Source organism: Mesorhizobium humile, assembly GCF_033977215.1.
Taxonomy (GTDB): Bacteria; Pseudomonadota; Alphaproteobacteria; order Rhizobiales; family Rhizobiaceae; genus Mesorhizobium; species Mesorhizobium humile.
Map to the genome: position 1 here is coordinate 169867 of NZ_JAVIIV010000003.1, position 26893 is coordinate 196759.

Annotated in this window: 19 protein-coding genes; 5 read left to right on the forward strand and 14 right to left on the reverse strand. The window is 64.5% G+C overall.

The window, feature by feature from the left end; genetic code table 11:
• Positions 1 to 59: 59 nt before the first annotated feature.
• On the reverse strand, positions 60 to 1025 hold the full coding sequence (locus RFM52_RS06175; protein WP_320294622.1) for a sugar-binding transcriptional regulator: 966 nt from the start codon (positions 1023 to 1025) through the stop codon (positions 60 to 62).
• Between the two features lie 204 nt (positions 1026 to 1229).
• On the opposite strand from RFM52_RS06175, the gene RFM52_RS06180 reads away from it, so the two are divergent.
• The 5 genes from RFM52_RS06180 (at position 1230) to RFM52_RS06200 (ending at position 10132) form a co-directional block, all read left to right on the forward strand.
• On the forward strand, positions 1230 to 2870 hold the full coding sequence (locus RFM52_RS06180) for an acyl-CoA synthetase (RefSeq protein ID WP_320294623.1): 1641 nt from the start codon (positions 1230 to 1232) through the stop codon (positions 2868 to 2870).
• A gap of 381 nt (positions 2871 to 3251) precedes the next feature.
• Complete coding sequence (locus RFM52_RS06185; protein WP_320294624.1) at positions 3252 to 3857, forward strand: TetR/AcrR family transcriptional regulator; 606 nt, start codon at positions 3252 to 3254, stop codon at positions 3855 to 3857.
• Between the two features lie 55 nt (positions 3858 to 3912).
• Positions 3913 to 5076, forward strand: coding sequence for an efflux RND transporter periplasmic adaptor subunit (locus RFM52_RS06190; protein ID WP_320294625.1), 1164 nt, complete (start codon positions 3913 to 3915; stop codon positions 5074 to 5076).
• A 308-nt stretch (positions 5077 to 5384) separates the two neighbouring features.
• Positions 5385 to 8537: an efflux RND transporter permease subunit gene (locus RFM52_RS06195; RefSeq protein ID WP_320294626.1), complete on the forward strand. Its 3153-nt coding sequence runs from the start codon at positions 5385 to 5387 to the stop codon at positions 8535 to 8537.
• 245 nt (positions 8538 to 8782) lie between these two features.
• On the forward strand, positions 8783 to 10132 hold the full coding sequence (locus tag RFM52_RS06200; protein ID WP_320294627.1) for an LLM class flavin-dependent oxidoreductase: 1350 nt from the start codon (positions 8783 to 8785) through the stop codon (positions 10130 to 10132).
• Between the two features lie 52 nt (positions 10133 to 10184).
• On the opposite strand, the gene RFM52_RS06205 is transcribed toward RFM52_RS06200, so the two are convergent.
• From RFM52_RS06205 to RFM52_RS06265, 13 genes are all read right to left on the reverse strand, one after another.
• Positions 10185 to 11894: a trimethylamine N-oxide permease gene (locus tag RFM52_RS06205; RefSeq protein WP_320294628.1), complete on the reverse strand. Its 1710-nt coding sequence runs from the start codon at positions 11892 to 11894 to the stop codon at positions 10185 to 10187.
• A gap of 251 nt (positions 11895 to 12145) precedes the next feature.
• A complete protein-coding gene (locus RFM52_RS06210; RefSeq protein ID WP_320294629.1) occupies positions 12146 to 14515 on the reverse strand; it encodes a trimethylamine N-oxide demethylase in 2370 nt (789 codons plus the stop codon).
• A gap of 257 nt (positions 14516 to 14772) precedes the next feature.
• Positions 14773 to 15399 carry a sarcosine oxidase subunit gamma gene (locus tag RFM52_RS06215; protein ID WP_320294630.1) on the reverse strand — a complete coding sequence of 209 codons (627 nt, stop codon included), beginning with the start codon at positions 15397 to 15399 and terminating at the stop codon, positions 14773 to 14775.
• On the reverse strand, positions 15392 to 18373 hold the full coding sequence (locus RFM52_RS06220; protein ID WP_320294631.1) for a sarcosine oxidase subunit alpha: 2982 nt from the start codon (positions 18371 to 18373) through the stop codon (positions 15392 to 15394). The genes RFM52_RS06215 and RFM52_RS06220 overlap by 8 nt, the downstream gene beginning before the upstream one ends.
• Positions 18373 to 18648 carry a sarcosine oxidase subunit delta gene (locus tag RFM52_RS06225; protein WP_320294632.1) on the reverse strand — a complete coding sequence of 92 codons (276 nt, stop codon included), beginning with the start codon at positions 18646 to 18648 and terminating at the stop codon, positions 18373 to 18375. Before RFM52_RS06225 ends, RFM52_RS06220 begins: the two co-directional genes overlap by 1 nt.
• A 72-nt stretch (positions 18649 to 18720) precedes the next feature.
• Entirely contained in the window at positions 18721 to 19974 is a 1254-nt protein-coding gene (locus tag RFM52_RS06230) for a sarcosine oxidase subunit beta family protein (RefSeq protein ID WP_320294633.1), read from the reverse strand.
• Positions 19975 to 20012: 38 nt separating this feature from the next.
• Complete coding sequence (gene glnT / locus RFM52_RS06235; protein ID WP_320294634.1) at positions 20013 to 21320, reverse strand: type III glutamate--ammonia ligase; 1308 nt, start codon at positions 21318 to 21320, stop codon at positions 20013 to 20015.
• Between the two features lie 47 nt (positions 21321 to 21367).
• Positions 21368 to 22696, reverse strand: a complete 1329-nt coding sequence (locus tag RFM52_RS06240; protein ID WP_217573345.1) for an FMN-binding glutamate synthase family protein — start codon at positions 22694 to 22696, stop codon at positions 21368 to 21370.
• 6 nt (positions 22697 to 22702) lie between these two features.
• The gene (locus tag RFM52_RS06245; protein WP_320294635.1) at positions 22703 to 23434 is read right to left on the reverse strand and encodes a GXGXG domain-containing protein; all 732 of its coding nucleotides are present in this window, start codon (positions 23432 to 23434) and stop codon (positions 22703 to 22705) included.
• Positions 23435 to 23438: 4 nt separating this feature from the next.
• Entirely contained in the window at positions 23439 to 24335 is an 897-nt protein-coding gene (locus RFM52_RS06250; RefSeq protein WP_320294636.1) for a class II glutamine amidotransferase, read from the reverse strand.
• 86 nt (positions 24336 to 24421) lie between these two features.
• Complete coding sequence (locus RFM52_RS06255; RefSeq protein ID WP_320295024.1) at positions 24422 to 24733, reverse strand: hypothetical protein; 312 nt, start codon at positions 24731 to 24733, stop codon at positions 24422 to 24424.
• Positions 24734 to 24747: 14 nt separating this feature from the next.
• Complete coding sequence (locus RFM52_RS06260) at positions 24748 to 25437, reverse strand: hypothetical protein (protein WP_320294637.1); 690 nt, start codon at positions 25435 to 25437, stop codon at positions 24748 to 24750.
• Between the two features lie 46 nt (positions 25438 to 25483).
• Positions 25484 to 26890 (reverse strand): APC family permease, encoded by a 1407-nt coding sequence (locus RFM52_RS06265; protein WP_320294638.1) that lies wholly within the window; start codon positions 26888 to 26890, stop codon positions 25484 to 25486.
• Positions 26891 to 26893 lie beyond the last annotated feature (3 nt).

The window sequence follows — 26893 nt, forward strand, 5'->3', positions numbered from 1 at the left end:
TTTGCTCATGAACAGAAAGCCGCGACGCCTGTATGACAGAAGCGGCGAGGGTGGTTTTTCTAAGAGGCTTTTTTGCCGGCTTCGTCTGCGTGATCGAGCAGGCGCTCGGCCATATGCGCGCCGATCACCAGATGCGTGCAGAGCCCGCCGGCGATGGCCGAAAGCAGCGGCTCGAACTTGGTGTCTTCCTGCACCACCATCAGCCGCTTCTCGATGGCACGCAGCGAGGCGAGCTCGGCGGAGATGACGCGCCGGTTGTAGCTGCAGTCGAGCACCTCGCCCTTGGCGTCGATGATCTGCCCGGCGATGACGCCGGCGGCACCTTGGCTGCGCAGCGCTTCCATCTCGGCCGGCGACAGCGCGCCGCATTTCACCAGATGGCTGTCGGCATCGACCGCGCCGACGGAGTAGAGTGCCAAGTCGCAGTCGGCGATGCCGGCAAGCTGGTCGCGGATCACCGGTTCTGCGCGCAGGCTCTTGGCCAGCTCTTCCGTCGACAGCACCAGTGGTGCGTAGAAGTTCAGGCCCTTGGCGTTCAGCCGCCGCGCAATCTCCATCGTGCACTGGTCGGGCCGATAGGAATAGGGCGCGCCGAGATTGCCGCAGAGCTGCACCACGGTGACGTCCTGCAGGTCGGCAAAGGACATGATGTCGGCGATGGTGTAGACGGTGCGGCCCCAGGCGACGCCGATGCGGTCGCCTTTCTTCACCAACTCGAGAAAGACGCTCGCCGCCAGCACGGCGATGTCGGTCGAGGGATCGGCGAGATAGGCATTTTCCGGCGCGATCCAGACTGCGTCGAGCCCGAAGGCGTCTTCAAGCTGGCGCGCCGTGACGTCGTCGGTGAAGAGCTGCGTCGAGGTCGAGATGTTGACGATGCCAGTCTCGCGCGCCTTGCGCAGATACATGGCGACCGAGGCGCGTGAAATGTTGAGCTGGCTCGCCACTTCGTCCTGGCGAAGGCCGTGGGCATAGTAAAGCCAGGCGGCCTTGTGGATGAGCTGTTCTGCCGGTCTGATCGCCATGCCGCCTCCTCGGCTGACATTAGTCACGGCTCTCGACAAAAGTCAAATTTGCCCGCGTGAGCCTCGATCGTCTCACGGCGCGGCTCAATCCGGATCGCCATTCCACCAAGCTGGCGCAGCATAGCATTTTCAGCCACGAGAGGGGGATAGCGTGACGGCATGCGCAAGGTTAGAAAGTTCGAAAAGAACTTTGGGGAGAACGGGATGGCCAATCCCTACGAACAGGATCTCGACAGGAACGCCGCCAACCACCAGCCGCTGACGCCGCTGACCTATCTCGAGCGCGCGGCAAAAACCTATCCCGACCATGTCGCCATCATTCATGGCGGCCAGCGCATCATCTACCGCGATTTCTGGCGCCGCTCGCTGAAGCTTGGCTCGGCGCTGGCCAAGCGTGGCATCGGCAAGGGCGATACGGTGACGGTGATGCTCTCCAACACGCCGCCGATGCTGGAAGCGCATTTCGGCGTGCCGATGACCAAGGCGGTGCTGCATTCGCTGAACACCCGCCTCGACGCTGCCGTCATCGCCTTCCAGCTCGACCATGCCGAGACCAAGGTGCTGATCGTCGACCGCGAGTTCTCGGGCGTCGTCAGGCAAGCGCTGGCATTGGCCAAGGTGAAGCCCTTGGTCATCGACTATGACGATCCGGACTATGCGGCCGACGCGCCCTATCCGAAGGGCGAGCGCATCGGCTCGGCTGATTATGAGGAGTTCGTCGCCGGCGGCGACGAGGCTTTCGCCTGGTCGATGCCCGATGACGAATGGGACGCCATCTCGCTCAACTACACGTCCGGCACGACGGGCAATCCGAAGGGCGTCGTCTACCACCATCGCGGCGCCGCGCTTATGGCCTATACCAACACCATCCATGCCGGCATGGCCAAGCATGCGGTCTATCTCTGGACGCTGCCGATGTTCCATTGCAATGGCTGGTGTTTCCCCTGGACTTTGGCCGTTCAGGCCGGCACGCATGTCTGCCTGCGCTGGGTAAGGCCGAAGCCGATGTATGACGCGATCGCCGACCATGGCGTCACCCATCTGTGCGGCGCGCCGATCGTCATGTCGGTGCTGATCAATGCCAAGGACGAGGACAAGCGCCAGTTCCCGCAGATCGTCACCTTCAACACGGCGGCCGCGCCGCCGCCCGAGGCCGTGCTTTCCGGCATGGCCGACGCCGGCTTCGCCGTCACCCATCTCTACGGCCTGACCGAGACCTATGGCCCGGCCGTCGTCAATGAATGGCACAATGAGTGGGACGCGCTTGAGAAGGGACCGAGGACGGCGAAGAAGGCGCGCCAAGGCGTGCGCTATGCCGCGCTCGAGGGGCTGACAGTGATGAACCCGGATACCATGGTGGAGACGCCGGCCGACGGCGAGACCATCGGCGAGGTCATGTTCCGCGGCAACATCGTCATGAAGGGCTATCTGAAGAACAGGAAGGCGACCGACGAGGCCTTTGCCGGCGGCTGGTTCCATTCCGGCGATCTCGGCGTCATGCATCCCGACGGCTACATCCAGCTCAAGGACCGCTCCAAGGACATCATCATCTCGGGTGGCGAGAACATCTCCTCCATCGAGGTCGAGGACGCGCTCTATAAGCATCCGTCGGTCGCATCCTGCGGCGTGGTTGCCCGCGCGGACGAGAAATGGGGCGAGGTGCCGGTCGCCTATGTCGAGCTGAAGCCGGGCAAGAGCGCGACCGAGGCCGAGATCATCGAGCATTGCCGAGGGCTGTTGGCGCGCTTCAAGGTGCCGAAGGCGGTACTGTTTGCCGAGATCCCGAAGACATCGACGGGCAAGATCCAGAAGTTCAGGTTGAGGGAAATGGCGAAGGGTATCTAACTTTCGTCATCCTAGGGTGGAGCAGTCGCGAAGCGACGTCGCGGAAACCCTAGGATCCATGCCGTGACCTTGCGGGCGTACTCATGCGGGCGAGGATAGCCACCAGCGGCACCGCGCAAATTGACGTAACATCTTGATCCGCCTCACTCTTCGGCGAGCGTCACGGAATGGATCCTCGGGTCTGCGCGCGTCGCTTCGCTCCTTGCTTCGCCCGTGGATGACGGCCACACAGGTCATGGCTCCAATCGCCAACGCTCCCTTGTTCCTGTCACCATCTGTCACCAAATTATACGCGTACGTCGATTTCGCGTTGACTCCCCGTCACTTTCGTTTTACGACTGATGAAAATTGAAATTCGTCACTCGTCAAAACGAAAGCGCCATGTCCGAAGCCGCCAACATCGTGGCAGACCCCGCCAGACAAGAGAATGTGACCCGCATTCTCGACTGCGCCGAGCGCCTGTTCCGCCACTACGGCTACGGCAAGACCAATGTCGCCGACATTGCCCGCGAGCTCGGCATGTCGCCGGCCAACATCTACCGCTTCTTCGCCTCCAAGGTTGAAATCCACCAGGCGGTCTGCGGCCGCATGCTCGGCGCCAGCTACAAGATGGCCTACGAGATCATGCACCTGCCGATCAGCGCCGAGGAACGGCTGCGCCGCTACATCCATGCCCAGTACAAGATGACGCTGGAGGTCATGCTCGACCAGGAGAAGGTGCATGAGATGGTCATCGTCGCCTTGGAGCGCGACTGGGGCGTCATCGACGCGCATGTCAACAGCATCCACGACCTCTACGCCGAGGTGATCCGCGAGGGCATCGAGGCCGGCGAGTTCAGGGAGCAGGATCCGGAGACAGCCTCGCGCTGCTTCGGCGCCGCGACCGTCATTCTCTGCCATCCGCAGATGGTGGCGCAGTGCCTTGCCAAGACCAACCGGGCGATGCCCGACGAACTTATCGACTACGCCATCAGAGCCTTGAAATAGCCGCCGCCCGCCGGGCGCGGTTTCGACAAATCATCTCCAGTTCAGGAGTGCTAAGGTGTCTTTGTCCAGTTCCATCCTCCGCAAGCTGCCGGCCGCCGGCCTCCCAGCCGTCGTCATCGTCGCAGCAGCGCTCGGCCTCGCCGGCTGCAGCCAGGAGAAGGCCGAGGTCGTCCAGGAAGTCGTCCGGCCGGTCAAGGTGGTCGAGATCGGCGAGGCGCAAACCACCCGTCAGCTCGACTATTCCGGTTCGGTGCGCGCCCGCACCGAGATGAATCTCGGCTTCCGCATCGCCGGCAAGGTCACCGAGCGCCTGGTCGATATCGGCCAGCATGTGAACGAGGGCGATGTGCTCGCCCGCGTCGATCCAGCCGATTACGAATTGTCGGTGAAAAGCGCTGCGGCCAGCCTCGACGCCGCCGAGCGCCAGGTCGAGACCGTCGACCTCGCCAGGAAGCGCGCCGAGCAGCTCTACGCCAAGAATTTCGCGCCGAAGTCGCAGCTCGATCAGGCGCGGCTGACCTACGACCAGGCGGTGGCGACGCGCGATGCCGCGCGCTCGACGCTGGCCCAGGCGCAGAACCAGGTTCAATACGCCGATCTGAAAGCCAGCAAGAACGGTATCGTCACCGCCATTTCGGCTGATGTCGGCCAGGTGGTCGCCGCCGGCACGCCGGTCATGACCGTCGCTGTCGACGGCGAGAAGGAAGTGTCGATAGCGGTGCCGGAGATGGATATCGCCGGCTTCAAGCCCGGCAAGGAGGTCAAGGCCAGCTTCTGGTCGGACGAAGGGCTTACCCTTGACGGTAAGGTCCGCGAGGTCGCCGGCAGCGCCGATCCGCAGTCGCGCACCTTCGCTGTCCGGGTCTCGCTGCCCGACGATTCGCGCGTGCTGCTCGGCATGACCGCCAATGTCCAGGCGACCGTCGGCAGCAAGGCGCAGCTCGTGTCGATCCCGCTGACCGCGATGACCGAGAAGAACGGCAAGCAGATCGTCTGGACGGTCGATCGCGCCTCCGACACGGTGCATCCGCGTCCGATCAAGGTCGCCAACTTCACCGCCGACGGCGTCGCCGTGGCCGACGGCCTGAAACAGGGCGACGTCGTGGTCGCGGCCGGCACCCAGTTCATGACCGAGAACCTGAAGGTCAAGCTTTCCGGCGACGCCCAGCAGTCCGCTTCGGCGGAGGATGACGTCGCGACCACCAGCAGCCTGCACTGATGCTTGTCGCCCAAAAGTGCGAAGCGGTTTTGGGACAACGACATGCATCGAACTAAGACCTGAAGTCAGGCGAAACAGACGCCGTTCCCGCTCTCGCTGCATCGAGCCGCGAGCCGGGGAGGGCATGGGTTCCGGGCGGCGAACGCCCGATCGTGAGATGCCGGCATGTTGGCTCCCCCGCAGCAGTGCCGCGTCCAGCGCGATTTGCGAGTCTCTCCGCTTGAGGGGTCTCGCCGTCCGGAAGCCCACCGAACTCAAAAGCGGCATGCCAGGCGTGCCTTGCCGATCAATTGGACTGGACTTGTGCCATGACCACCACCGACAGCAGCACTGAAAAGCGGCCCTTCAACCTTTCGCGCTGGGCGATCGGACATCCGAGCATCGCGCGCTTCCTGTTCGGCCTCATCATCCTGGCCGGCGCGCTCGGCCTGATGCGCATGGGCCAGAAGGAAGATCCCGACTTCACCTTCCGCGTCATGGTGGTGCAGGCGATCTGGCCCGGCGCCTCTATCCAGGACATGGAGGACCAGGTCGTCAACAAGATCGAGCGCAAGCTGCAGGAAACGCCGCATCTCGATTTCGTGCGCTCCTATACCCGCGCCGGCAGCGCCATCATCACGCTCCAGGTGAAAGGCGACACCAATGCCGAGGAGGTGAAGGACGCCTTCTACCAGGTGCGCAAGAAGGTCGGCGACATTTCAAGCGACCTGCCGCAGGGCCTGCTCGGTCCCTATTTCAACGACGAGTTCGGCGACACCTTCATCACGCTGCATTCGATCAGCGGCGACGGCTTCACCTATCCGGAGCTGAAGAAATTCGCCATCCAGGCGCGCGACATGCTGTTGACGACGCCTGGCGTCGAAAAGGCCGTCATCATCGGCGACCAGCCGGAGAAGATCTATATCGACGTCTCGTCCAAGGCGCTGGCCGAGCGCGGCCTGACCATTGTCGACCTGCAGAACGCCGTCAAAGGGCAGAACGCCGTCGATCCGGCGGGTTCCGTCGACACCGGCCTGCGCTCGGTGCGCATCTCGGTCGAAGGCGACGTCACCAAGGCCGCGGATATCCGCGAGCTGCGGCTGCGCTCCGGCAACCAGGTGACACGTCTCGGCGACATCGCCACCGTCTCTTCCGGCCTCGAGGACCCTTATGAGCGCAAATACCGCTTCAACGGTCATGAGAGCGTCCAGGTCGGCGTCGTCATGGCGAAGGGTTTTAACGTCAGGGATGTCGGCAAGGATGTCGAGGCGACCTACCAGCGTTTCGAGACCGGGTTGCCTTATGGCGTTGCGGTCGACCAGATCTCCGACCAGCCGCAGGTCGTCAAGGACGCGGTGAGCGAATTCATGGAGGCGCTCGGCGAAGCGCTGCTGATTGTGCTTGCCGTCTCGCTCCTGTCGATCGGCTGGCGCTCCGGCCTGGTGATCGCGATCGCCATCCCGCTGGTTCTGGCAGCCACCTTCGCCATTATGTACGAGATCGGCATCGACCTGCAGCGCATTTCGCTCGGCGCGCTCATCATCGCGCTCGGCCTGTTGGTCGACGACGCCATGATCGTCGTCGAGATGATGGAGCGAAAGCTCGAGGAGGGGCTGGTCAAGATCGAGGCGGCGAGTTTTGCCTACACCTCGACCGCCTTCCCGATGCTCACCGGCACGCTGATCACCACGGCCGGCTTCATCCCGGTCGGCTTCGCCGCTTCCACCGCCGGCGAATATGTGCGCACCCTGTTCTATGTCGTCGGCATCGCGCTGGTCGTGTCGTGGTTCGTCGCAGTCTATTTCACGCCGTGGCTGGGCTACATGATCCTCAAGCAGCGCAAGCACGCCGGCACCCACCACGATGTCTTCGACACCGGCTTCTACCGCCGCCTGCGCGCCACCGTCACCTGGGCCGTGCGCCACCGCATCATCGTCCTGGTGATGACGCTGGTAACTTTCGCCACCAGCCTGTGGGCTTTCCAGTTCATCCCGCAGAACTTCTTCCCGCAGTCCTCGCGGCCGGAAATCCTGGTCGATCTTTGGCTGCCGGAAGGCATCTCGATCAATGAGGTCGAGAAGCAGGCCAAGGCGCTTGAAGCCAAGATGATGGACGATCCCGACAAGCGCTTCATCGCCACCTATATCGGCGAAGGCGCGCCGCGCTTCTTCCTGCCGCTCGACCAGCAGCTCAGGAATCCGAACTTCGCCCAGCTCCTGGTGATGGCCAAGGACGAGCCGGCGCGCGAGCGGCTGATCGTCAAGATGCGCAAGATCCTGGCGCAGGACTTCCCCTCGATCCGCGGCAAGGTCGACCGCCTGTTCCTCGGTCCGCCGACCGGCTGGCCGGTGCAGATGCGCATCATGGGCCCGGACCGCCAGGAGGCACGCCGCATTGCCGACGAGGTGAAGGCACGCTTCCAGGCCAACCCGCTGCTTGGCGCCATCCATGACGACTGGCTGGAGCCGGTGCCGGCGATGAAGCTGGTGATCGACCAGGATCGCGCCCGCGCGCTTGGCGTCACCTCGCAGCGCATCCGCCAGATGCTGCAGGCCACCATGTCCGGCGCGCCGCTTGACGACTTCCGCGACGGCGAGGAGACGGTCTCGATCGTCGCCCGCGAACCGGAGGCGACCCGCCATCTCTTGTCCTCGGTCGACTCGGTCTACATCCCGACCGACTTCGGCGGCTCGGTGCCGCTATCGCAGGTGGCCAAGGTCGTGCCGGTGATGGAGCAGGGCGTCGAGTGGCGGCGCGACCGCCTGCCGACGATCAGCGTGCGCGCCACGCTGCCGGACGGCGTGCAGTCGAACGACGTCGTCACCAAGATGTACAACGACATGAAGGACCTGCGCGCCGGCCTCGCGCCCGGCTACAAGGTCGAGATCCAGGGCGGCGCCGAAGACTCGGCCGAGAGCCAGGCCTCGATCGCCGCCAAGGCGCCGGTCATGCTCGCCATCATCGTCGTGCTGCTGATGGTCCAGCTGCAGCATTTCGGCAAATCGATGCTGGTGCTGGCGACCGGTCCGCTCGGCATCATCGGCGCCGCCGCGGCGCTCTTGATCAGCGGCGCGCCGTTCGGTTTCGTCGCCATCCTCGGCGTCATCGCGCTGCTCGGCATCATCATGCGCAACTCGATCATCCTGGTCGACCAGATAGACCAGGATATTGCGGCCGGCATGGAGCGATCGGAAGCGATCGTGGGTGCAGCCGTGCGCCGCTTCAGGCCGATCATGCTGACGGCGCTGACTGCGGTGCTCGCGCTGATCCCGATCTCGCGCGCCGTGTTCTGGGGGCCGCTGGCCTACGCCATGATGGGCGGCATCCTGGTAGCAACCGTGCTCACCATCCTGGTGCTGCCGGCCGGCTACGCGCTGTTCTTCGGCCGCGAGCCAAAGAAGGCCAAGACCGACGAGCAGGCGCCCGAGCCGGAGAAGATCGAAGGTATCGAAAGGCCGCAGCTGGCCCTGGCTGCGGAATAGAGCATGATCCCAAAAAGTGCGCAGCGGTTTTTGGCAAAGATCATGCTGAAACGGTAAGGTGGCAACCTTAGATCATCCGCCATCGGTGAAAGCCGGTGGCGGATGATCTGCATCCGGGGCCAGCCGGGCGAAAAATGCTCCGCTACAGGGCTTCCGCAAAACAGAATTCCTTTTCAGCGGCGCGATGCAGGCCGATCCTGCGCCGATATCGGAGCGGCAACGCTCGTCACCGCTGGATCATTCCCATGTCCGAAAAACGGCATTTACGGCTCGGCGCCTTCATGCGTCCCGTCAGTCTTCACACCGGCGCCTGGCGCTATCCTGGCGCCTACGCGGATGCCAACTTCAATTTCGCGCATCTGAAGCGCTTCGCGCAGACGCTCGAGGCGGCGAAGTTCGACGCCTTCTTCATGGCCGACCATCTGGCCGTGCTCAACATGCCGATCGAGTCGCTGCGGCGCAGCCACACGGTGACCTCTTTCGAGCCGTTCACGCTTTTGTCGGCGCTCGCCGCCGTCACCGATCACATCGGCCTGGTCGCGACCGCATCGACCACTTTCGATGCGCCCTATCATATCGCGCGGCGTTTCGCGTCGCTCGACCATATCAGCGGCGGCCGCGCCGGCTGGAACATCGTCACCACGTCCAACCCGGACGCGGCTCTGAATTTCGGCCTCGACGAGCATGTCGAGCATGACGAGCGCTACCACCGGGCACGCGAATTCTATGACGTCGTCACCGGGCTATGGGACAGCTTTGCCGACGATGCCTTCATCCGCGATGCGGAGAGCGGGCTCTACTTCGATACATCGAAACTGCATGTGCTCGACCACAAGGGCGAGCATTTATCGGTGCGCGGCCCGCTCAACATCGCGCGTCCCGTCCAGGGTTGGCCGGTGATCGTACAAGCAGGCGCCTCGGATGCCGGACGCCAGCTGGCCGCCGAGACGGCGGAGGTGATCTTCGCGGCGCCGTCCGACCTGGCATCCGGCCAACGCTTCCTTGCCGACGTGAAGGGTCGTGCCGAAAAGCTTGGCCGTTCGCGCGACGATATCAAGATCCTGCCCGGCGCTTTCGTCATCGTCGGCGACAGCGTCGAGGAGGCGCGGGCCAAACGAGCCAAGCTCGATAGCCTGGTCTACTACGAGAGCGGCATCGCCTCGCTGTCGATCGCCCTTGGCCACGATGCGTCGGGTTTCGAGCCGGACGGCCCGTTGCCGGACATTCCTGACACCAATGCCAGCAAAAGCAGCCGCGAGCGCGTCATAGAACTGGCGCGCAAGGAAAACCTCACGGTCCGCCAACTCGCCCAGCGGCTCGGCGGCTATTCGGGCCTCGCCTTCGTCGGCACTCCCGGGACCATCGCCGACGAGATGGAGGAATGGCTCCTCACCGAAGGCTGCGACGGATTTAATGTGATGTTCCCCTATCTGCCGGCGGGGCTGGACGATTTCGCCGAGAAGGTGGTGCCCGAGCTGCAGCGGCGCGGAATCTTCCGGCGAGAATATGAAGGATCGACGCTGCGTGAGAATCTCGGCCTGAAGCGGCCGCCGAACCGGTTTTTCGAAGAGTCGGCGGTCCGCAAGGCAGTCTGATCAAAACGAAACGGGCGCGCCGAGGCGCGCCCGTCTCTTTCAGGTTGCCATGTCAGATGACGAACACCCAATTGGCGATCAGCATCACCGCCACGCCGGCGATCAGCGTCAGGTAAGGCAGCATGCCCGCCTTCTTGACCGAGAGGTCGGCTCCCGCCATGCCGAGGTCGGCCAGCATGTGCTCCGGGAACTTGCCTCCGTCCTGGATGTAGTGGCGGAAGCAGAACACCGGGATGATCAAGGCGGCGGTGATCAGGCCGGCCCACAGCGCCATCGGGTTCCACACCTTGGCGCCGGCGCCCATGAAGATCGCGTTGACATAGGCAAAGATCGCGCCGATGCCGAGCAGCCAGCTCGGGGCCTTCCATGGACGGTTGATATGGCCGTTGTCGATGCGGTGGATCCAGCCTGCATTGAGGTTGAGGAAGTTGAAGATGATGTAGCCGCAATTCGACACGGCGAGGATGAAGAAGAAGCTCGTCGCGTCGGCCGAGGCGATGGCCAGCACGATCAGGTTGAAGCAGAGGTCGGTCCACATCGCCCGCGTCGGCGCGCCATGCTCGTTGACGTGGCTGAGATAGCGCGGCAGCCAGCCGTCGACCGAGCCCTGGTAGAGCGTGCGCGAGGAGCCGGCCATCGCCGTCATGATGCACAGCACCAGCGCCAGGATCATCAGCATGACCAGCAGGCTGTGGATGATCTTACCGCCGCCGACCATGCCGGCCAGCGCGTCGGCGACGCCCGAGCCGTCGACGATCGGCGTCGCCAGCATGCCGTTCAAGCCGAGCACGCCCTGGAAGGTGAAGGGCACCAGAATGAACAGGAGCATGCAGAGCAGGCCTGAGTAGAAGATCGCCTTGAAGGTGTCGGTGCCGGGATTCTTGAACTCCGACGTGTAGCAGACGGCGGTCTCGAAGCCGTAGGTCGACCATGCGGCGATGAACATGCCGCCGAGCGCCAGCGTCCAGCCGGCAATGTTCCACGAACCGGGATCAGGCGCGTAGGCGGCGGCCAGCGGCACCAGCGGCGAGAAATTCGCCCAGTCGATCTGGCCGGTGAAGATCGGCACGACGCCGACGATCAGCATAGGGATGATGACGAGCAGGCCGATATATTTCTGCACATTGGCGGTGCCGAGGATGCCGCGATGCTGGATCGCGAAGATGACCAGCATCAGAACCGCGCCGATGAAGAAGGTGGCGTTGAGCGTGAAGGAGACCGGGCCGAGCGTGTGGCCCCACAGCGTCCAGTTGCGGATCGCCGGCGTCGCGGCGGCGGTCACCGCGGTGATGGCGTCGGCGGGCGCCGTCCCGACATGCGCCGCTATGTAGGCGACCACCTCCGGCGAGGTCTCGCTGAAGATCGGGATCGGCGCCAGCGCGTTGAGGATATAGGCCGCGGCGATCGAGCAGCCGAGCGACAGCACCGGCGACCAGGCGAACCAGTTGCACCACACCGAAAGCGGCGCGATGAATTTGGAATAACGTAGCCAGGCGGTGGCGCCGTAGATCGAGGCGCCGCCCGATTTGTTCGGGAACAGGCCGGCGATCTCGGCATAGGTGAAGGACTGCAGGAAACCCATGATCATGGACACCGTCCAGATCAGGAAGGCGAGCTTTCCGGTCGTGCCGGCAATGCCGCCGATCGAGAACAGGACCAGCGCTGGAACGCCGCTTGCCACCCAGAAGGCGCCACGCCAGTCGATATGCCTGAGCAGCTTGCTTTCGGCAGGCTGCTCGAGGGCCGTGCTTATCGTGCTCATATGGTTGTCTTCCCCTTTTTGTTGTTCCCCGCCAGCGACGCCTCGGCTCTCGCGAAGCTTGCTCCCCGGCAAATCAGCGTCGACCCGTCGTGTTTCCACTCAGTCGTATTTTTTTCTTAAGAGTGAAGATTGATCCGGCGCGCTTTCGCGTCAAGCGTTTTGTGAATGTCATGCACATCACGCTTGCGAAACATCGATCCGACCGCCGCCGGTGGCGGCCGGCGAGGGTCGGATCCGCCTTGGGAGGCGTATCAGGAACGTGGTTTGGTTTTCTGAGGATCGTAATGGGCGAAGGCCACGACGCGCGCCGGCAAACGCTTGGCATGGCCGTCGAGCTTGCCGATCTCGACCTCCGTGCCGATCTCGGCGTGGGTGACGTCGAGTCGTGCTAGCGCGATATTCTTGCCGAGCACCGGCGAGCGCATGCCGGAGGTGACGACGCCAATCTGGGCGCGGCCGACATGGACGCAGTCGCCATGGCCGACGGCGACATTGGCATCGATGTCGAGCCCGACGAGCTTGTGCTGCGGATGCTCCTTGCGCCGGATCAGCGCGTCGCGGCCGATGAAGTCGTCGGCCTTGGTCTTGAGCGGCACGGTGAAGCCAATACCGGCCTCGAACGGATCGGTCTGGTCGGAGAATTCGTAACCGGCGAAGATCAGCCCGGCCTCGATGCGCACCATGTCGAGCGCCTGCAGACCCATCGGCTTCAGCCCGTGCGGCTGACCGGCTTCCCAGACGGCGTCGAATACCTTTTCGGCGTCGCGCGAATGACACCAGATCTCGTAGCCGAGCTCGCCGGTATAGCCGGTGCGCGAGACGACAACCGGCACACCATTGCCGCCGCCGATCCGGGCGACCGCGAAGCGGAACCATTCGAGCTCGCCGATCGAGGGCTGCACCGGCGAGGTCCACACGACTTCCTTCAATATGTCGCGGCTCTTCGGCCCCTGGACGGCGATGTTGTGCATCTGGTCGGTGGAGGAGCGGACCAGCACGTTGAGGCCGAGTTTTTTCGCCGTTTCGCGCAGCCATTCGCCGGACAGATCGTCGCCGCCGACCCAGCGGAAATTGTCCTTGCCGAGCCTGAGCAGCGTGCCGTCGTCGATCATGCCGCCATGCTCGTAACACATCGCCGTATAGACGACCTGGCCGACGCCGAGCTTCTTGACATCGCGCGTCAGCGTGTATTGCAGCAGCGCTTCGGCATCCGGCCCGGTGACCTCGAACTTGCGCAATGGCGACAGATCCATGATCACGGCGTCCCGCCGGCAGGCCCAGTATTCGGCGATTGGCCCTTCCTTGGCGAAGGAATTGGCGAGCCAATAGCCCCTGTATTCGACGAAGTCGCGCGTGTGTTTGGCAAAGCTCGAATGAAAGGCTGTCTCGCGGGTCATTTTCGGTTCCGAGTCGGGCTTCATGCGTCTGGCGATCGCTCGCGAGAATTTGTGCTGGCCGGAATAGGCGCGCACATGGATGTCGGTCAGGTCCCAGCCATTGGATGGCGTGGTGTCGTCCGGGCAGGCGGAGGAGACGCAGACGATATCGGTCAGCGCGCGCAAGAGCACATAGTCGCCCGGCCGCGACCACGGCTCGTCCGACACCATCACGCCATGCGCGTCGATCGCCGTGTTGAAGAAGAAGTTGATCGCCATCCAGCCCGCGCGGGCATTCACGCCCTTGTCTGAAAGCGCGCGATTGAAATTCTCCGAGCAGTTTGTGTGGCCGGGATAGCCGATGTCGTCGTAATATTTGGCGGCGCAGGCGAGCGCGAAGGCGTCGTGCCGCCCGCATGTGTCCTGCACCACCTCGACCAGCGGCTCCATGTCCTGGTCGTAATATTTCGAATGCAGGCCTGGCATCGGATAGGCCGCGCCCATCAACGTTCGAGTGGTGGTCACGTCGAGCGGCAGGTCGCGTCCCTTGTCCAGCTTGCGCGCCGAAAAACACTGGAAGTCCGTGCATTGCCGGCCGTCGACATCGATGATCTGCAGGTAGTCGCCTGCCTTGACAAAATAGGATTCGGCCGTCGCCGATTTCACGCGAAGATCGAGCACCGGATCGGCGAGCGGGTCGGGAAGCTGCGACCTGTTCTTCAGCCGGATCGTGCCGCGGCGCACCAGCACGGCCAGCGGCGTCGCCGTATTGTTGCCATCGACCAGCATTGGCCCGCCGGGCGCCGCGATCAGCAGCGCGCCGTCGCGTTGAACGGAAAAACTCTGCTCGGTGCCGGCCGGCGTGGCGCCGCCGAACACGCGCACCGCCTTCGGCTGGTCGAGCTGCACTTTGCGTCGCTCGAGGCTGAGCCGCAGCGCTGCAAGACTGTCGTCGCCTTCGGCTAGCAGCGCCTTGATGCCGGCGGCGTTGCTGTTCGACCGCTCGCCGAAAACGCCGGGATCGGTCGCGCCGGATGTGTCCCAGGCCAGCAATTCGCAAGGCTGGCCGCCCTCGACATTGGTCACGCTGACGCTGTCGCCGGCCTCGACGTCGATCAGCACCGCGCCGTTGCCCTGCACGGTGTAGCGCTCGCGACCGGGCGGCAGCGCGATCTGGCCGGGCCGCAGGATCAGGCTCGGCCGCGGCGGTCCGGACTGGACGGCAGGGTAGGGCGACTGGCTCATCTCAAACCCTCCTCCGAGCGAGAAATAAGTTTGCCTGTGTGTAAAATTATTTTCGCTGAGAGAATAGCAGGGTGAATGGGTTTGGCAAGGCGGGACTTCCCCTTCTCCCCTTGTGGGAGAAGGTGGATCGGCGCGCAGCGCCGAGACGGATGAGGGGTGTTCCAGCGGAGTGAGACGCTGGCTTTCCCTGGAGCACCCCTCATCCGTCGCCTTCGGCGACACCTTGTCCCACAAGGGGAGAAGGAGGGCGCGCGCCTCTACATTAATTCCTCGGAATGACCGATCGTCGCACCATATTCCGCTGCAGAATCGAGAATGGTGTGCCACAGGCTCTCGGCGAAAGTAGAGAACACTAGGAGATTGAACACAGCCTGCCCATCGGCCCGGTCCGCACCGCGCCACAGCGTCACGCTGGTGTGATCCATTGAGGTCGCCGCCGCCGCACCCACGCCGAACACATCGGGGTGCAGATCGATCGACGACAGCTTCGCGAGCACCGCACGCGCCTTGTCGCCGCTAACGCTGATCAGCGCCCGCGCATGCGATTGGTCGGAAAGCGAGGTCGATCCGGCAAAGACGGGCGCAAGGCTATCCATCGTATGCTTGCCGCCTCTCGACAGCACCAAGAACTGGTCCGGTCCCGACCATATCAGCGTCGCATCGGCCGTCCCTACCGCCTTGGGCGTTTCCGGCGCGGCGACGCCGAAGCGCGCCTGCGCGGCCTTCGCCATCTCGGCCGCCTTGCCGCGCCGCGCCATCACTTGCACGAGGTCGAAATTGCGGATCTCGGTCAGCGCCACGCCGGCGTCGCCTTGCGCGCCGTAAGAGCCGGCGACCAGCGCACGATCGAGCGGGCTGCGGACGTCCCAGGAAAAATCAGCCACGCTGGCGCCCTCCATCCGGGTCGTAGAAGACGGAATTGCAGAGCTCGACATCGTAGTCCTCGCCGCGCAGCGGATCATGCGCGCGCACGATCTCGCCGATGCGCTCGCGGCCGCGCTCGACCAGGCCGAGCCCGATCCACTGGTCGAGTACCGGCGAGAAGCAGACCGAGGTGACATAGCCCTGGTCGTTGCCGGGGCCGGGTGTCTCGCCCTTCGGAATGATATGCGCGCCGGAGCGCAGGCGACGCGCCTTGTCGGTCGGCTTGATGCCGACGACCACCTGCCGGTTCGGCGAGACCAGCGCCTCGCGGCCGGCCATGACGCGGCCGATGAAATCCTTCTTGGTCGACATCATCTTGCCGAGGCCGAGATCGCCCGCGGTCGTGGTGCCGTTGAGCTCCGGCCCGGCGACATGGCCCTTTTCGATGCGCATCACGCCGAGCGCTTCGGTGCCGTAAGGCGTCACGCCGAACGGTTTTCCCGCAATCATCAGATTGCGGGCCATCGCCTCGCCGTAGCGCGCCGGCACCGAAATCTCGAACGCCATCTCGCCGGAGAAGGAGATGCGGAACAGCCTTGCCTTGATGCCGCCGCGCAAGCCGACCTCGCGCGCGCCCATGAACGGGAAACCTTCGTTCGACAGGTCTTCCGCCGGATCGACGATCACCTTTAAGAGGTCGCGGGTCTTCGGCCCGGCGATGGAAAACTGCGCCCACTGGTCGGAGACGGAAGTCAGCTGCACGTCCAGCTCGGGGAACAGCACCTGGCGGCAGAATTCGAGATGCTGCATCACCAGCCCGGCCTTCGCCGTGGTGGTGGTGAGGAAGTAATGGTCCTCGGCCAGACGCGAGGTCGTGCCGTCGTCATAGACGATGCCGTCCTCGCGCAGCATCAGCCCGTAGCGCGCCTTGCCGACGGCGAGGCTGGAGAAGGCGTTGATGTAGACGCGATCAAGGAAGGCGCCGGCGTCTGGCCCGTGCACGTCGATCTTGCCGAGCGTCGAGACATCGCAGAAGCCGACGCCTGAGCGCACCGCCTTGACCTCGCGCGTCACCGATTCCAGCCAGTCCTTCTCGCCGGCGCGCGGATACCACTGCGCGCGCTTCCACAGGCCGGTGTCGACGAAGATCGCGCCCTGTTCGGCCGCCCAGTGATGCGACGGCGTAAGCCGCGTCGCATGGAAATTCTCGTCGCGATGGTGGCCGGCGAAGGCGCCGATGGCGACCGGCACGTAAGGCGGCCGGTAGATCGTCGTGCCCGTCTCCGGGATCGACTTGCCGCTGACCGCCGCCATGATGGCGAGGCCGGCGACATTCGAGGTCTTGCCCTGGTCGGTCGCCATGCCGAGCGTCGTATAGCGCTTCAGATGCTCGACCGATTGAAAACCCTCGCGCTGCGCCAGCTCGACATCGGAAGCGGTGACGTCATGCTGCTGGTCGACGAAGGCCTTGCCCTTGCCGGCGACATGCCAGAGCGGGGTGATCGAAAAGGCGTCGTCGTCGGCGACCGGCATCGATCCGATGTTGCCGCTGCGTCCAGCATCGCGTGCCGCGGCAGCGCCGGCTTCGAACCCCTCGCGCAGGCAGGCGCCAAGCCCGAAGGCGCCGTTGGCCGAGCCCGCCGCGACCATGCCGGGCGGTGCGCCGTCGGGCACGAAGGCGGCGATGTCGACGCGCCATTTCGGCCGGCCTCGATGGTAGGAGGTAAGGCCGACCGCCGGGTTCCAGCCGCCGGAGACGGCGAGCCCGTCCGCCTCGACCTCGGCGCGCGCACCGCCGGTCAGCGCGACGGAAATCTTGCGCACGCCGCCCTTGCCGCCGTCGACGCCGCTGATGGCGCCATGTAGGACCGGGAAGCCGCCTTTGCTGGCAAGCGAACGATGCGCCGGCGAAACATCCGGCCGCGCATCGATCACTGCCGCCACCTGCAGTCCGGCGGCGATCGCCGTTTCGGCCGTACGCCAGCCATCCTCATTGTTGGTGAACAGCGCGATGCGCCTGGACGGCGTCGCGGCGTAGCGGTTGATGTAGCTGCGCATGGCCGATGCCATCATCACACCGGGCGTGTCGTTGCCGGCAAAGACGATGGGACGTTCGATCGCGCCGGCGGCGACCACGCAGCGCTTGGCCACGATCCGCCACAGCCGCTGGCGCACCTGATGCTCCGGCGGCACCGGCAGATGGTCGTTGACGCGTTCGATCGCGCCATAGGTGCCGCCGTCATAGACGCCGAACAGCGTCGTGCGCGTCATGATGCGCACGTCCGGCATCGCCGAAAGTTCGGCAACCGTGCGTGCGACCCACTCGGCGGCGGATAATCCGTCGATCGTGCCGCCATCGGCGAGCAGGCGGCCGCCAAGGACGAAATCCTCCTCGCACAGGATGACGCGCGCGCCGCTGCGGCCGGCGGCAAGCGCGGCCGCCAGACCGGCCGGGCCGGAGCCGGCGATCACCACATCGCAATGCGCCCAGGCCTTGTCGTAATGGTCGGGGTCGGAAACCTTTGCGGCGCGGCCGAGGCCGGCGGCGCGGCGGATCGCCGGCTCGTAGATCGCTTCCCAGAACTTTGCCGGCCACATGAAGGTCTTGTAGTAGAAGCCGGCGACGAAGATCGGCGCGAACAGCTGGTTGACCGACATCACGTCGAAGCTGAGCGATGGCCAGCGGTTCTGGCTTGCGGCCTCGAGACCCTCATAGAGCTCGGCCGTCGTCGCCTTGGTGTTCGCCTCGCGCCGCGCGCCGCTGCGTAATTCGACGAGCGCGTTGGGTTCTTCCGAGCCCGCGGTCAGGATGCCGCGCGGGCGATGGTATTTGAACGAGCGACCAACCAGCTTGACGCCGTTGGCGACCAGCGCGGAAGCCAGCGTGTCACCCTTGAAGCCCGAGAATGTCTTGCCATCGAAACGGAAATTGAGCGCGGCCGAGCGGTCGATGAGACCGCCGGATGTGAGACGGTTTGTCTGATCGCCGCCCATCACGCACCAACCTTGGCGGCGCCGACGCCCGCCGCCGGCTCGACGGCCGAAATCTCATGCGTCAGCGTGTTGCGGGTGACCTTCAGCCAGGCCCGGCAGCCGCCGCCATGGTACCAGTGCTCGTTCATCACCCCGGCGACGTTGTCGCGCAGATAGACGTAGTCGTAGAAGGCGTCCTCGCCGGCATCCGCCGCGGGGCGTTGCGGCTTGGCGTCGCCGAGATAGGTGAACTCGCCGAGTTCGCGTTCGCCGCAGAAGGGACAGACAATGCGCATGGTTTCGGGCTGTCCTCAGTGCATGATGCCAAAAAGTGTGGAGCGGTTTTTGGATAACATCATGCTCTATCTCTAGTGCAGGTTCGGTTGGGCGCCCTGGCCCTTCTCGTCGATCATGGCGCCGCGCTGGAAGCGGTCGAGGCGGAAGCGTGCGGCTTCCTTATGCGATTGATCGCGGGCAAGGAGATGGGCAAAGACGAAGCCCGAGCCGGGCGTCGCCTTGAAGCCGCCATAGCACCAGCCGGCATTGATATAGAGGCCGTCGACCGGGCTCTTGTCGATGATCGGCGTGCCGTCCATCGACATGTCCATGATGCCGCCCCACTGGCGCAGCAGCCGCACCCGGCCGATCATCGGGATCAGCGCCATGCCGCCTTCGCAGACATCCTCCATGACCGGCAGGTTGCCGCGCTGGGCATAGGAATTGTAGCCGTCGATGTCGCCGCCGAAGACCAGGCCGCCCTTGTCCGACTGGCTGACATAGAAGTGTCCGGCGCCGAAGGTCATGACGCCGGGGATGAGCGGCTTGATCGCTTCGGAGACGAAGGCCTGCAGCACATGGCTTTCGATCGGCAGGCGAAGCCCCGCCATCGCCGCGACGCGTGACGAGGAGCCGGCAACCGCCATGCCGACCTTGCCGGCGCCGATCTTGCCGCGCGACGTCTCGACGCCGGTGACCTTGCCGTTGGCGTCGCGCGTGAAGCCGGTGACCTCGCAGTTCTGGATGATGTCGACGCCGAGTTCGCTCGCCGCATGCGCGTAGCCCCAGACCACCGCGTCATGCCGCGCCGTGCCGCCGCGCCGCTGCAGCAGCCCGCCTTGCACGGGGAAGCGCGCATTGTCGAAATTCAGGAACGGCAGCATCTTGCGCAGCGCCGCCTGGTCAAGCAGCTCCGCGTCGATGCCGTTGATGCGCATCGTGTTGCCGCGCCGCGCGAAGGCATCGCGCTGCGCATCGGAATGATAGAGGTTGAGCACGCCGCGCTGGCTGACCATCGCGTTGTAGTTGAGGTCCTGCTCCATCCTCTCCCACAGCTTCATCGACAATTCGTAGAAGCCGGTATTGCCGGGCAGGCCATAATTGGAGCGGATGATGGTGGTGTTGCGGCCGGCATTGCCGGAGCCGATCCAACCCTTTTCCAGCACCGCGACGTTGCGGATGCCGAACTCGCTGGCGAGGAACCAGGCGGTGGCGAGCCCATGGCCGCCGCCGCCGATGATGATCACGTCATAGCGATCCTTGGGCGCTGCATCGCGCCAGGTCGGCTTCCAGTTCTTGTGGCCGGAAAGGGCGGCGCGGGCGAGCGAGAAGATCGAATATTTCATTGCGTCATTCCGAGGTCGCTCACCCGCAACGCTGGACTTCAGATATCCAGCGTGTGGTCGCGCTCCCACTGCGTGAAGTGCGAAGCATAGGAATTCCATTCCTGCTGCTTCAGCTTTAGATATGCCGACGAGAATTCCTCACCCAGCGCCGCCTTGAGCGATTTGTCCTTGTCGAATTCGCGCAGCGCGTCGAGCAGGTTGAGCGGCAGTTTCGGCGCGTCCGTGACAGTATGCCCGAACTGGTACATGTCGATGTCGTAGCGCTTGCCCGGGTCGGCTTTCGAACGGATGCCGTCGAGACCGGCGGCGATGATCACAGCCTGCAGCAGATAGGGGTTGGCAGCACCATCCGGAAGGCGCAGCTCGAAGCGGCCGGGGCCGGGCACGCGCACCATGTGGGTGCGGTTGTTGCCGGTCCAGGTCACCGTGTTCGGCGCCCAGGTGGCGCCCGAGATGGTGCGCGGCGCATTGATGCGCTTGTAGGAATTGACCGTCGGATTGGTGATCGCAGCCAAGGCGGAGGCATGCTTCATGATGCCGCCAAGGAAGTTCTTGCCCTTGGCCGACAGCCCAAGCTCCATCGAATTGTCGGCGAAGACATTGGTCTTGCCGGTCTCGTCCCACACCGAGATATGGGCATGGCAGCCATTGCCGGTCAGGCCCTGGAACGGCTTCGGCATGAAGGTCGCGCGCAGGCCGTGCTTTTCCGCGATCGACTTGACCATGAATTTGAAGAAGGAGTGCTTGTCGGCGGTCGCCACCGCGTGGTCGAAGGACCAGTTCATCTCGAACTGACCATTGGCGTCCTCGTGGTCGTTCTGGTATGGGCCCCAGCCCAAAGCCAGCATGTGGTCGCAGATCTCAGCGATCACGTCGTAGCGGCGCATCACCGCCTGTTGGTCGTAGCACGGCTTCGACGCCGTGTCGTACTGGTCGGAGATGGCACTGCCGTCCGGCGAGATGAGGAAGAATTCCGCCTCGACGCCGGTCTTCACATGCATGCCGTCGCGGGCGGCCTCGGTGATCAGCCGCTTCAGCGTGTTGCGCGGCGCCTGTTCGACCTCCTTGTCGTCCATGATGCAGTTGGCGGCCACCCAGGCGACGTCCCGCTTCCAGGGCAACTGGATGACCGAAGCCGGATCCGGCACCGCCAGCATGTCGGGATGCGCCGGCGTCAGGTCGAGCCAGGTTGCGAAACCGGCAAAGCCCGCCCCGTCCTTCTGCATGTCGGCGATCGCCTGCGCCGGCACCAGCTTGGCGCGCTGGCCGCTGAACAGGTCGGTGTAGGAGATCATGAAATATTTTACGCCGTTCTCCTTGGCGAATGCGGCGAGATCGTTCCCCATTTATGTAGTTCCCTCGCGGATTTTGGGTGCTGTTAGTCTCTGGTGTTCTAGAAGCCGTTTTTCCCTGGTATCCAGTTGGTGCCGGCAAGCGGAACGCCGGCCATGGCGGCGGCTTCGATCGAGAGCGCGACGAGATCTTCGGGCTCGAGATTGTGCAGGCTGTTCTTGCCGCAGGCGCGGGCAATGGTCTGGGCTTCGAGCGTCATCACCTTCAGGTAGTTCGCGAGCCGCCGTCCGGCCGCGATCGGGTCGACCCGCTTCATCAGCTCGGGGTCCTGGGTGGTGATGCCGGCCGGATCGCGGCCCTCGTGCCAGTCGTCATAGGCGCCCGCCGTGCTGCCGAGCGCGTTGTATTCCGCCTCCCAGCGCGGATCGTTGTCGCCCAGCGCAACGAGCGCCGCCGTGCCGATCGAGACGGCGTCGACGCCGAGCGCCAGCGCCTTCGCGACATCGGCGCCGTTGCGGATGCCGCCGGAGACGATGAGCTGCACCTTGCGGTGCATGCCGAGGTCCTGCAGCGCCTGCACCGCCGGCCTGATGCAGGCAAGCGTCGGTTGGCCGACATTCTCGATGAACACTTCCTGGGTCGCGGCCGTGCCGCCCTGCATGCCGTCGACCACCACGACGTCGGCGCCGGCCTTCACCGCGAGCGCGGTGTCGTAATAGGGCCGCGCCCCGCCAACCTTGACGTAGATCGGCTTTTCCCAGTCGGTGATCTCGCGCAGCTCGAGGATCTTGATCTCGAGATCGTCCGGCCCGGTCCAGTCGGGATGGCGCGAGGCCGAGCGCTGGTCGATGCCCTTGGGCAGCGTGCGCATCTCGGCGACGCGGTCGGAGATCTTCTGTCCGAGCAGCATGCCGCCGCCGCCGGGCTTGGCGCCCTGGCCGACCACCACTTCGATGGCGTCGGCGCGGCGCAGGTCGCGCGGGTTCATGCCGTAGCGCGACGGCAGATACTGGTAGACCAATTGCTTGGAATGGCCGCGTTCTTCCTCGGTCATGCCGCCGTCGCCGGTCGTGGTCGAGGTGCCGGAAAGCGTGGCGCCGCGTCCGAGAGCTTCTTTGGCCGGGCCGGAGAGCGACCCGAAACTCATGCCGGCGATGGTGATCGGGATCTTCAGCTCGATCGGCTTCTTGGCATGGCGCGAGCCGAGCACCACCGAGGTGTCGCAGCGCTCGCGATAGCCTTCCAGCGGATAGCGCGAGATCGACGCGCCGAGGAACAGCAGATCGTCGAAATGCGGCAGCTTGCGCTTGGCGCCGGCGCCGCGGATGTCATAGATGCCGGTCGCGGCCGCGCGGCGGATTTCGGAAAGCGTGTAGTCGTCGAAGGTCGCGGATTTGCGCGGCGTCGTCGGCGGGTTGCGGTAGGTCATCTTGCCTCAATACGCGTCGGCGTTATCGATGTTGAAATTGTAGAGTTTGCGGGCCGAGCCGTAGCGCTTGAACTCCGACGCCTTGACGCCGGTGACGCCGGCCTTGTCGAGCAAGCCCTGCAGCAATTCGATGTGCTCGGGCCGCATCTCCTTGGCGATACAGTCGGCGCCGAGGCTTTCGACCTTGCCGCGCACGAAAAGCCGCGCCTCATAGATGGAATCGCCCAGCGCGTCGCCGGCATCGCCCAGCACGACCAGATTGCCGGACTGCGCCATGAAGGCCGACATATGGCCGATATTGCCATGCACGACGATGTCGATGCCCTTCATCGAGATACCGCAGCGCGACGAGGCGTTGCCCTCGATGACGAGAAGACCGCCGCGGCCGGTGGCGCCGGCATACTGGCTGGCGTCGCCCTTGATGACGATCGAGCCCGACATCATGTTCTCGCCGACGCCGGGACCGGCGGAACCGTGCACGGTGATCGCGGCGCCGTCATTCATGCCGGCGCAGTAATAGCCGACGCTGCCGCGCACATCGATAGAGACCGGCTGGTCGACGCCGACCGCCACCGAGTGGCTGCCCTTCGGGTTGAGCACTTCCCAGGCGGTCTCGTTCGAGCCGGACGTGAGCGTGTGCAGCGCCCGGTTCAATTCGCGCAGCGAATGTTGCGAGAGGTCGAAAACCCTCGCATGGCTCTGGTCGCGCTCAGCCTTCGACATTGTGGTTGCCGGCATCAGCTCAATGCTCCCAGAAATAAACGGTTGCGGGCTCGGGCTCCCAGACCCGCGCATTGTCGATGCCGGGCAGCTTGGTCAGCGCGCGATATTCGGAGCCGAAGGCGACATACTGGTCGGTCTCGGCCATGACTGCGGGCTTGCAGGCGATCGGATCGCGCACCACGCCAAACCCGTTCTTGGTGCCGACGACGAAGGTGAAGAAGCCGTCGAGGTCGGAAAGCGTGCCTTCCAGCGCCTCGCCGAGGTTCTTGCCGTGCGCCATCCGGTTGGAGAGATAGGCGGCCGCCACTTCGGTGTCGTTCTCGGTCTCGAACTTCATGCCGTCGCGGATCAGCTCGCGCCGCACATTGTTGTGGTTGGAGAGCGAACCGTTGTGCACCAGGCACTGGTCGGCGCCGGTCGAGAAGGGATGCGCGCCCATCGTCGTCACTGCCGATTCCGTCGCCATGCGGGTATGGCCGATGCCATGCGTGCCGGTCATGGAGCGTACGTCGAAGCGGTCGACGACGGCTTCCGGCAGGCCGACTTCCTTGTAGATCTCGACTGCTTCCCCAGCGCCCATGATGCGGATGTCGGGCCGCAGCGACTGCAACGCCTCGCGCGCCGCGTCGACCTTGTCCGGCGCGGTTCGGATGACGGCATGGGTGGATTTCGTGGCAAGACTGACGGGGGCGCCGATCGCCTTGGCAAGCTCGGCGTCGAGGCCGCGGAAATCGCGCTCCGGCTTGGCCGACTGGATGGTGATCTTGGCTTCATTCTTGGAAGGGGCGCCATAGATGGCGATGCCCGCGCTATCCGGGCCGCGGTCGGTGAGGCAGATCAGCATCTCCGACAGCATCGCGCCGAGCTTCGGCTCCAGCGCCTTGTCCTTCAAGAAAAGTCCGACGATTCCGCACATGCCAGCCTCCGACGTTTTTTGGCTCTCAGATTGATGTACCGAATGAGTTTGCCGAATTCAATGGTATGAAAGAAATTTTCCTGTCGTTATATATTAGACGGCGCATCGCCCTCGACACTATCGCTGCCGGGATGCGCCTTGTGAACCCAGATCGCATGGCGGATGCGCGCGATCCTGTAGGCGTCGAGGATCGACAGCGCATAGATCAGGAAGCCGCCGGCATGGCGGCCGATGAAGCCGGCGTCGGCCGGCGCCAGCTTGGTCGTTACCCAACCAAGGATCACCATGAAGAACAGGAACTGCAGGCCGCGCACCGGCACGCCGAGCATGACGTGGCCGCTTGCCGGCAAAAAGATCGCCGCGCCGAGCACGAGATACGGGTTTGCGGGAGCAGGCATCGCGGTTTCGTCGGTCATGCGGCTTGCCGTTCGCGCCGGTTGATCGCATCGCGGAGTTCGGACGCCGCCTCGATCAGCCTTTCGATCAAGGCGGGATCGATCCTGGCATCGCCGAACGCGGCCTGCCGGAACACGCCGTACCGGGCGCGCTCGGCCTCGGCCAGCAGCCAGACGATGCGCACGCCCTTCGGCGTGATCAGCAATTCCTTGGCTCGCCCCTCGGCAAAGATGCCGGTATGCGCGGCGATCAGATCCTGCGGGAAGGCGATGCCCTTGCGGTCGGTGCGCAGCACCGCTTCGGCTGGAAGCCCAAGAACCTTGGGCAGCGTGTGGGGGAGATGGTCGAAATTGGAAAATGTCGTTGCCGAATTCGGGCGCATCATCATGTCGAACGTGCCCGCCACCGCGACCGGCTCGGTGATCGAAACGGCGAGCCAACGCGTCGGCAGCTTGCGCGTCGCCAGCGTGTCGACGATGGTGCGCAGCTGGACGCGCCGGCCGTTCCAGGAGCCGGCCCAGGTGACGACGCCGGCCGTGCCGTCGGAAATGTCGGCGGCGTTCGCGATGACGCTGCGAACGCTAGCCGTATCGGCGGCCATAGCCGCCTTCGCCCTGTTGTGGCCGGCACGCGCGAGCCACGCGATATGGGTAACGACGCCCAATGCGACCGCCCCGGTAAGCAATACTGACGTCAGTTCGGACATCTCGACACGCCACGGCCCGCCGTCGACAGGCGGGCCCTTACTCCACTCAATAACCCTGCGGCTTCGGCCACGGCATGGAGAACTGGTCGCCGCGCCGCACGAACTTGTAGCGGTAGAAGTGGAACCATAGCGAAATCAGGAAATAGAACACCGTCATCGCGATCAGCTGCGAGCCGAAGCCGAGGAAGATAGCGAAGAACGTCACCATGCACAGGCAGAACAGGACGATCGCCGGCAGCGGATGGAAGGGGTGCGTGTAGCCGCGACGGATCGTGCCCAGAGGCCACTTCTTGCGAAACATCATGATGTTGATGCTCATGAAGGTGTATTGCAGCACGCCCGACAGGATCGAGAAGGTGATTGCCTGGTTGAGGTCGGCGATGAAGGCGAAGGCCAGCGCGATCGGCAGCAGGAACAGGATCGAGCGGTAGGGCGTGCGGTACTTTGGATGCACCGCCGAGAACCAGCTCGGCAGGTAGCGGTCGCGGCCGAGCGAGAACCAGGCGCGCGCCGCGTCGTTGATGCAGCCATTGGCCGATGCGAGCGCGGCCAGCAGCGTCGCGATGAACAACAGGTTTTCCAGCAGTGGGCTGCCGGTCAATTTGCCGGCGTCCCACAGCGGATAGTAGGTGATGCCGAGATATTCCCAGGGCATCAGCGAGGCGCAGACATACCAGGTCATCGCGGCGGCGATCAAAAGCGTGATCATGCCGGCCATGGTGCCGTAGGGCAGGGAGCGCGCCGGCGAGCGCACTTCCTCGGCCGCCTGGGTGGTGCCCTCGATGCCGAGATAATACCAGATGCCGAACTGAAAGGCGGCGATGACGCCGATCCAGCCATAGGGCAGCGCATTGCCGGGCGTGACCAGCTCGTTGAGCTTCAACACCGCGCCTTGCGTCCACGGGCTGACGGAGAAGAACAGGATGACGATCGAGACATAGGCGATCGCGGTGATGACGAAGTTGACGTTGAGCGTCATCAGCACGCCGCGATAGTTGAGCCAGGCGAGCACGACGATCGTGGCGGCGATGAAGGAGTTGTGCGTCAGCCCTTCGACCCCGGCCTTGGCGACGATGGTGTCGCCGAGCAGGATCGCGTCCGACACTTCGAGCATGGTGTAGGCGAACACCAGGAACAACGCGACGTTGAAGGCCATCAGCGGCCCGACGATATGCTTGGCCTGCGCATATTGGCCGCCGGCGGCGGCGACGGTGGACGTGACCTCCGAGTCGATCATGGCGACCGAGGTATAGAGCAGCCCAACGACCCAGCAGACGATCAGCGCGGCGAGCGCGCCGCCCTTGTCGGCGGAAAAATTCCAGCCGGTGAACTCGCCGACCAGCACGATGCCGACGCCGAGCGCCCACACATGGGCAGGGCCGAGCACCCGAAGCAGCGAGACCCTGTCGCCGTGGATAGTTGTCGTCTGTACCGTTTCAACCGCAGCCGTCATCGC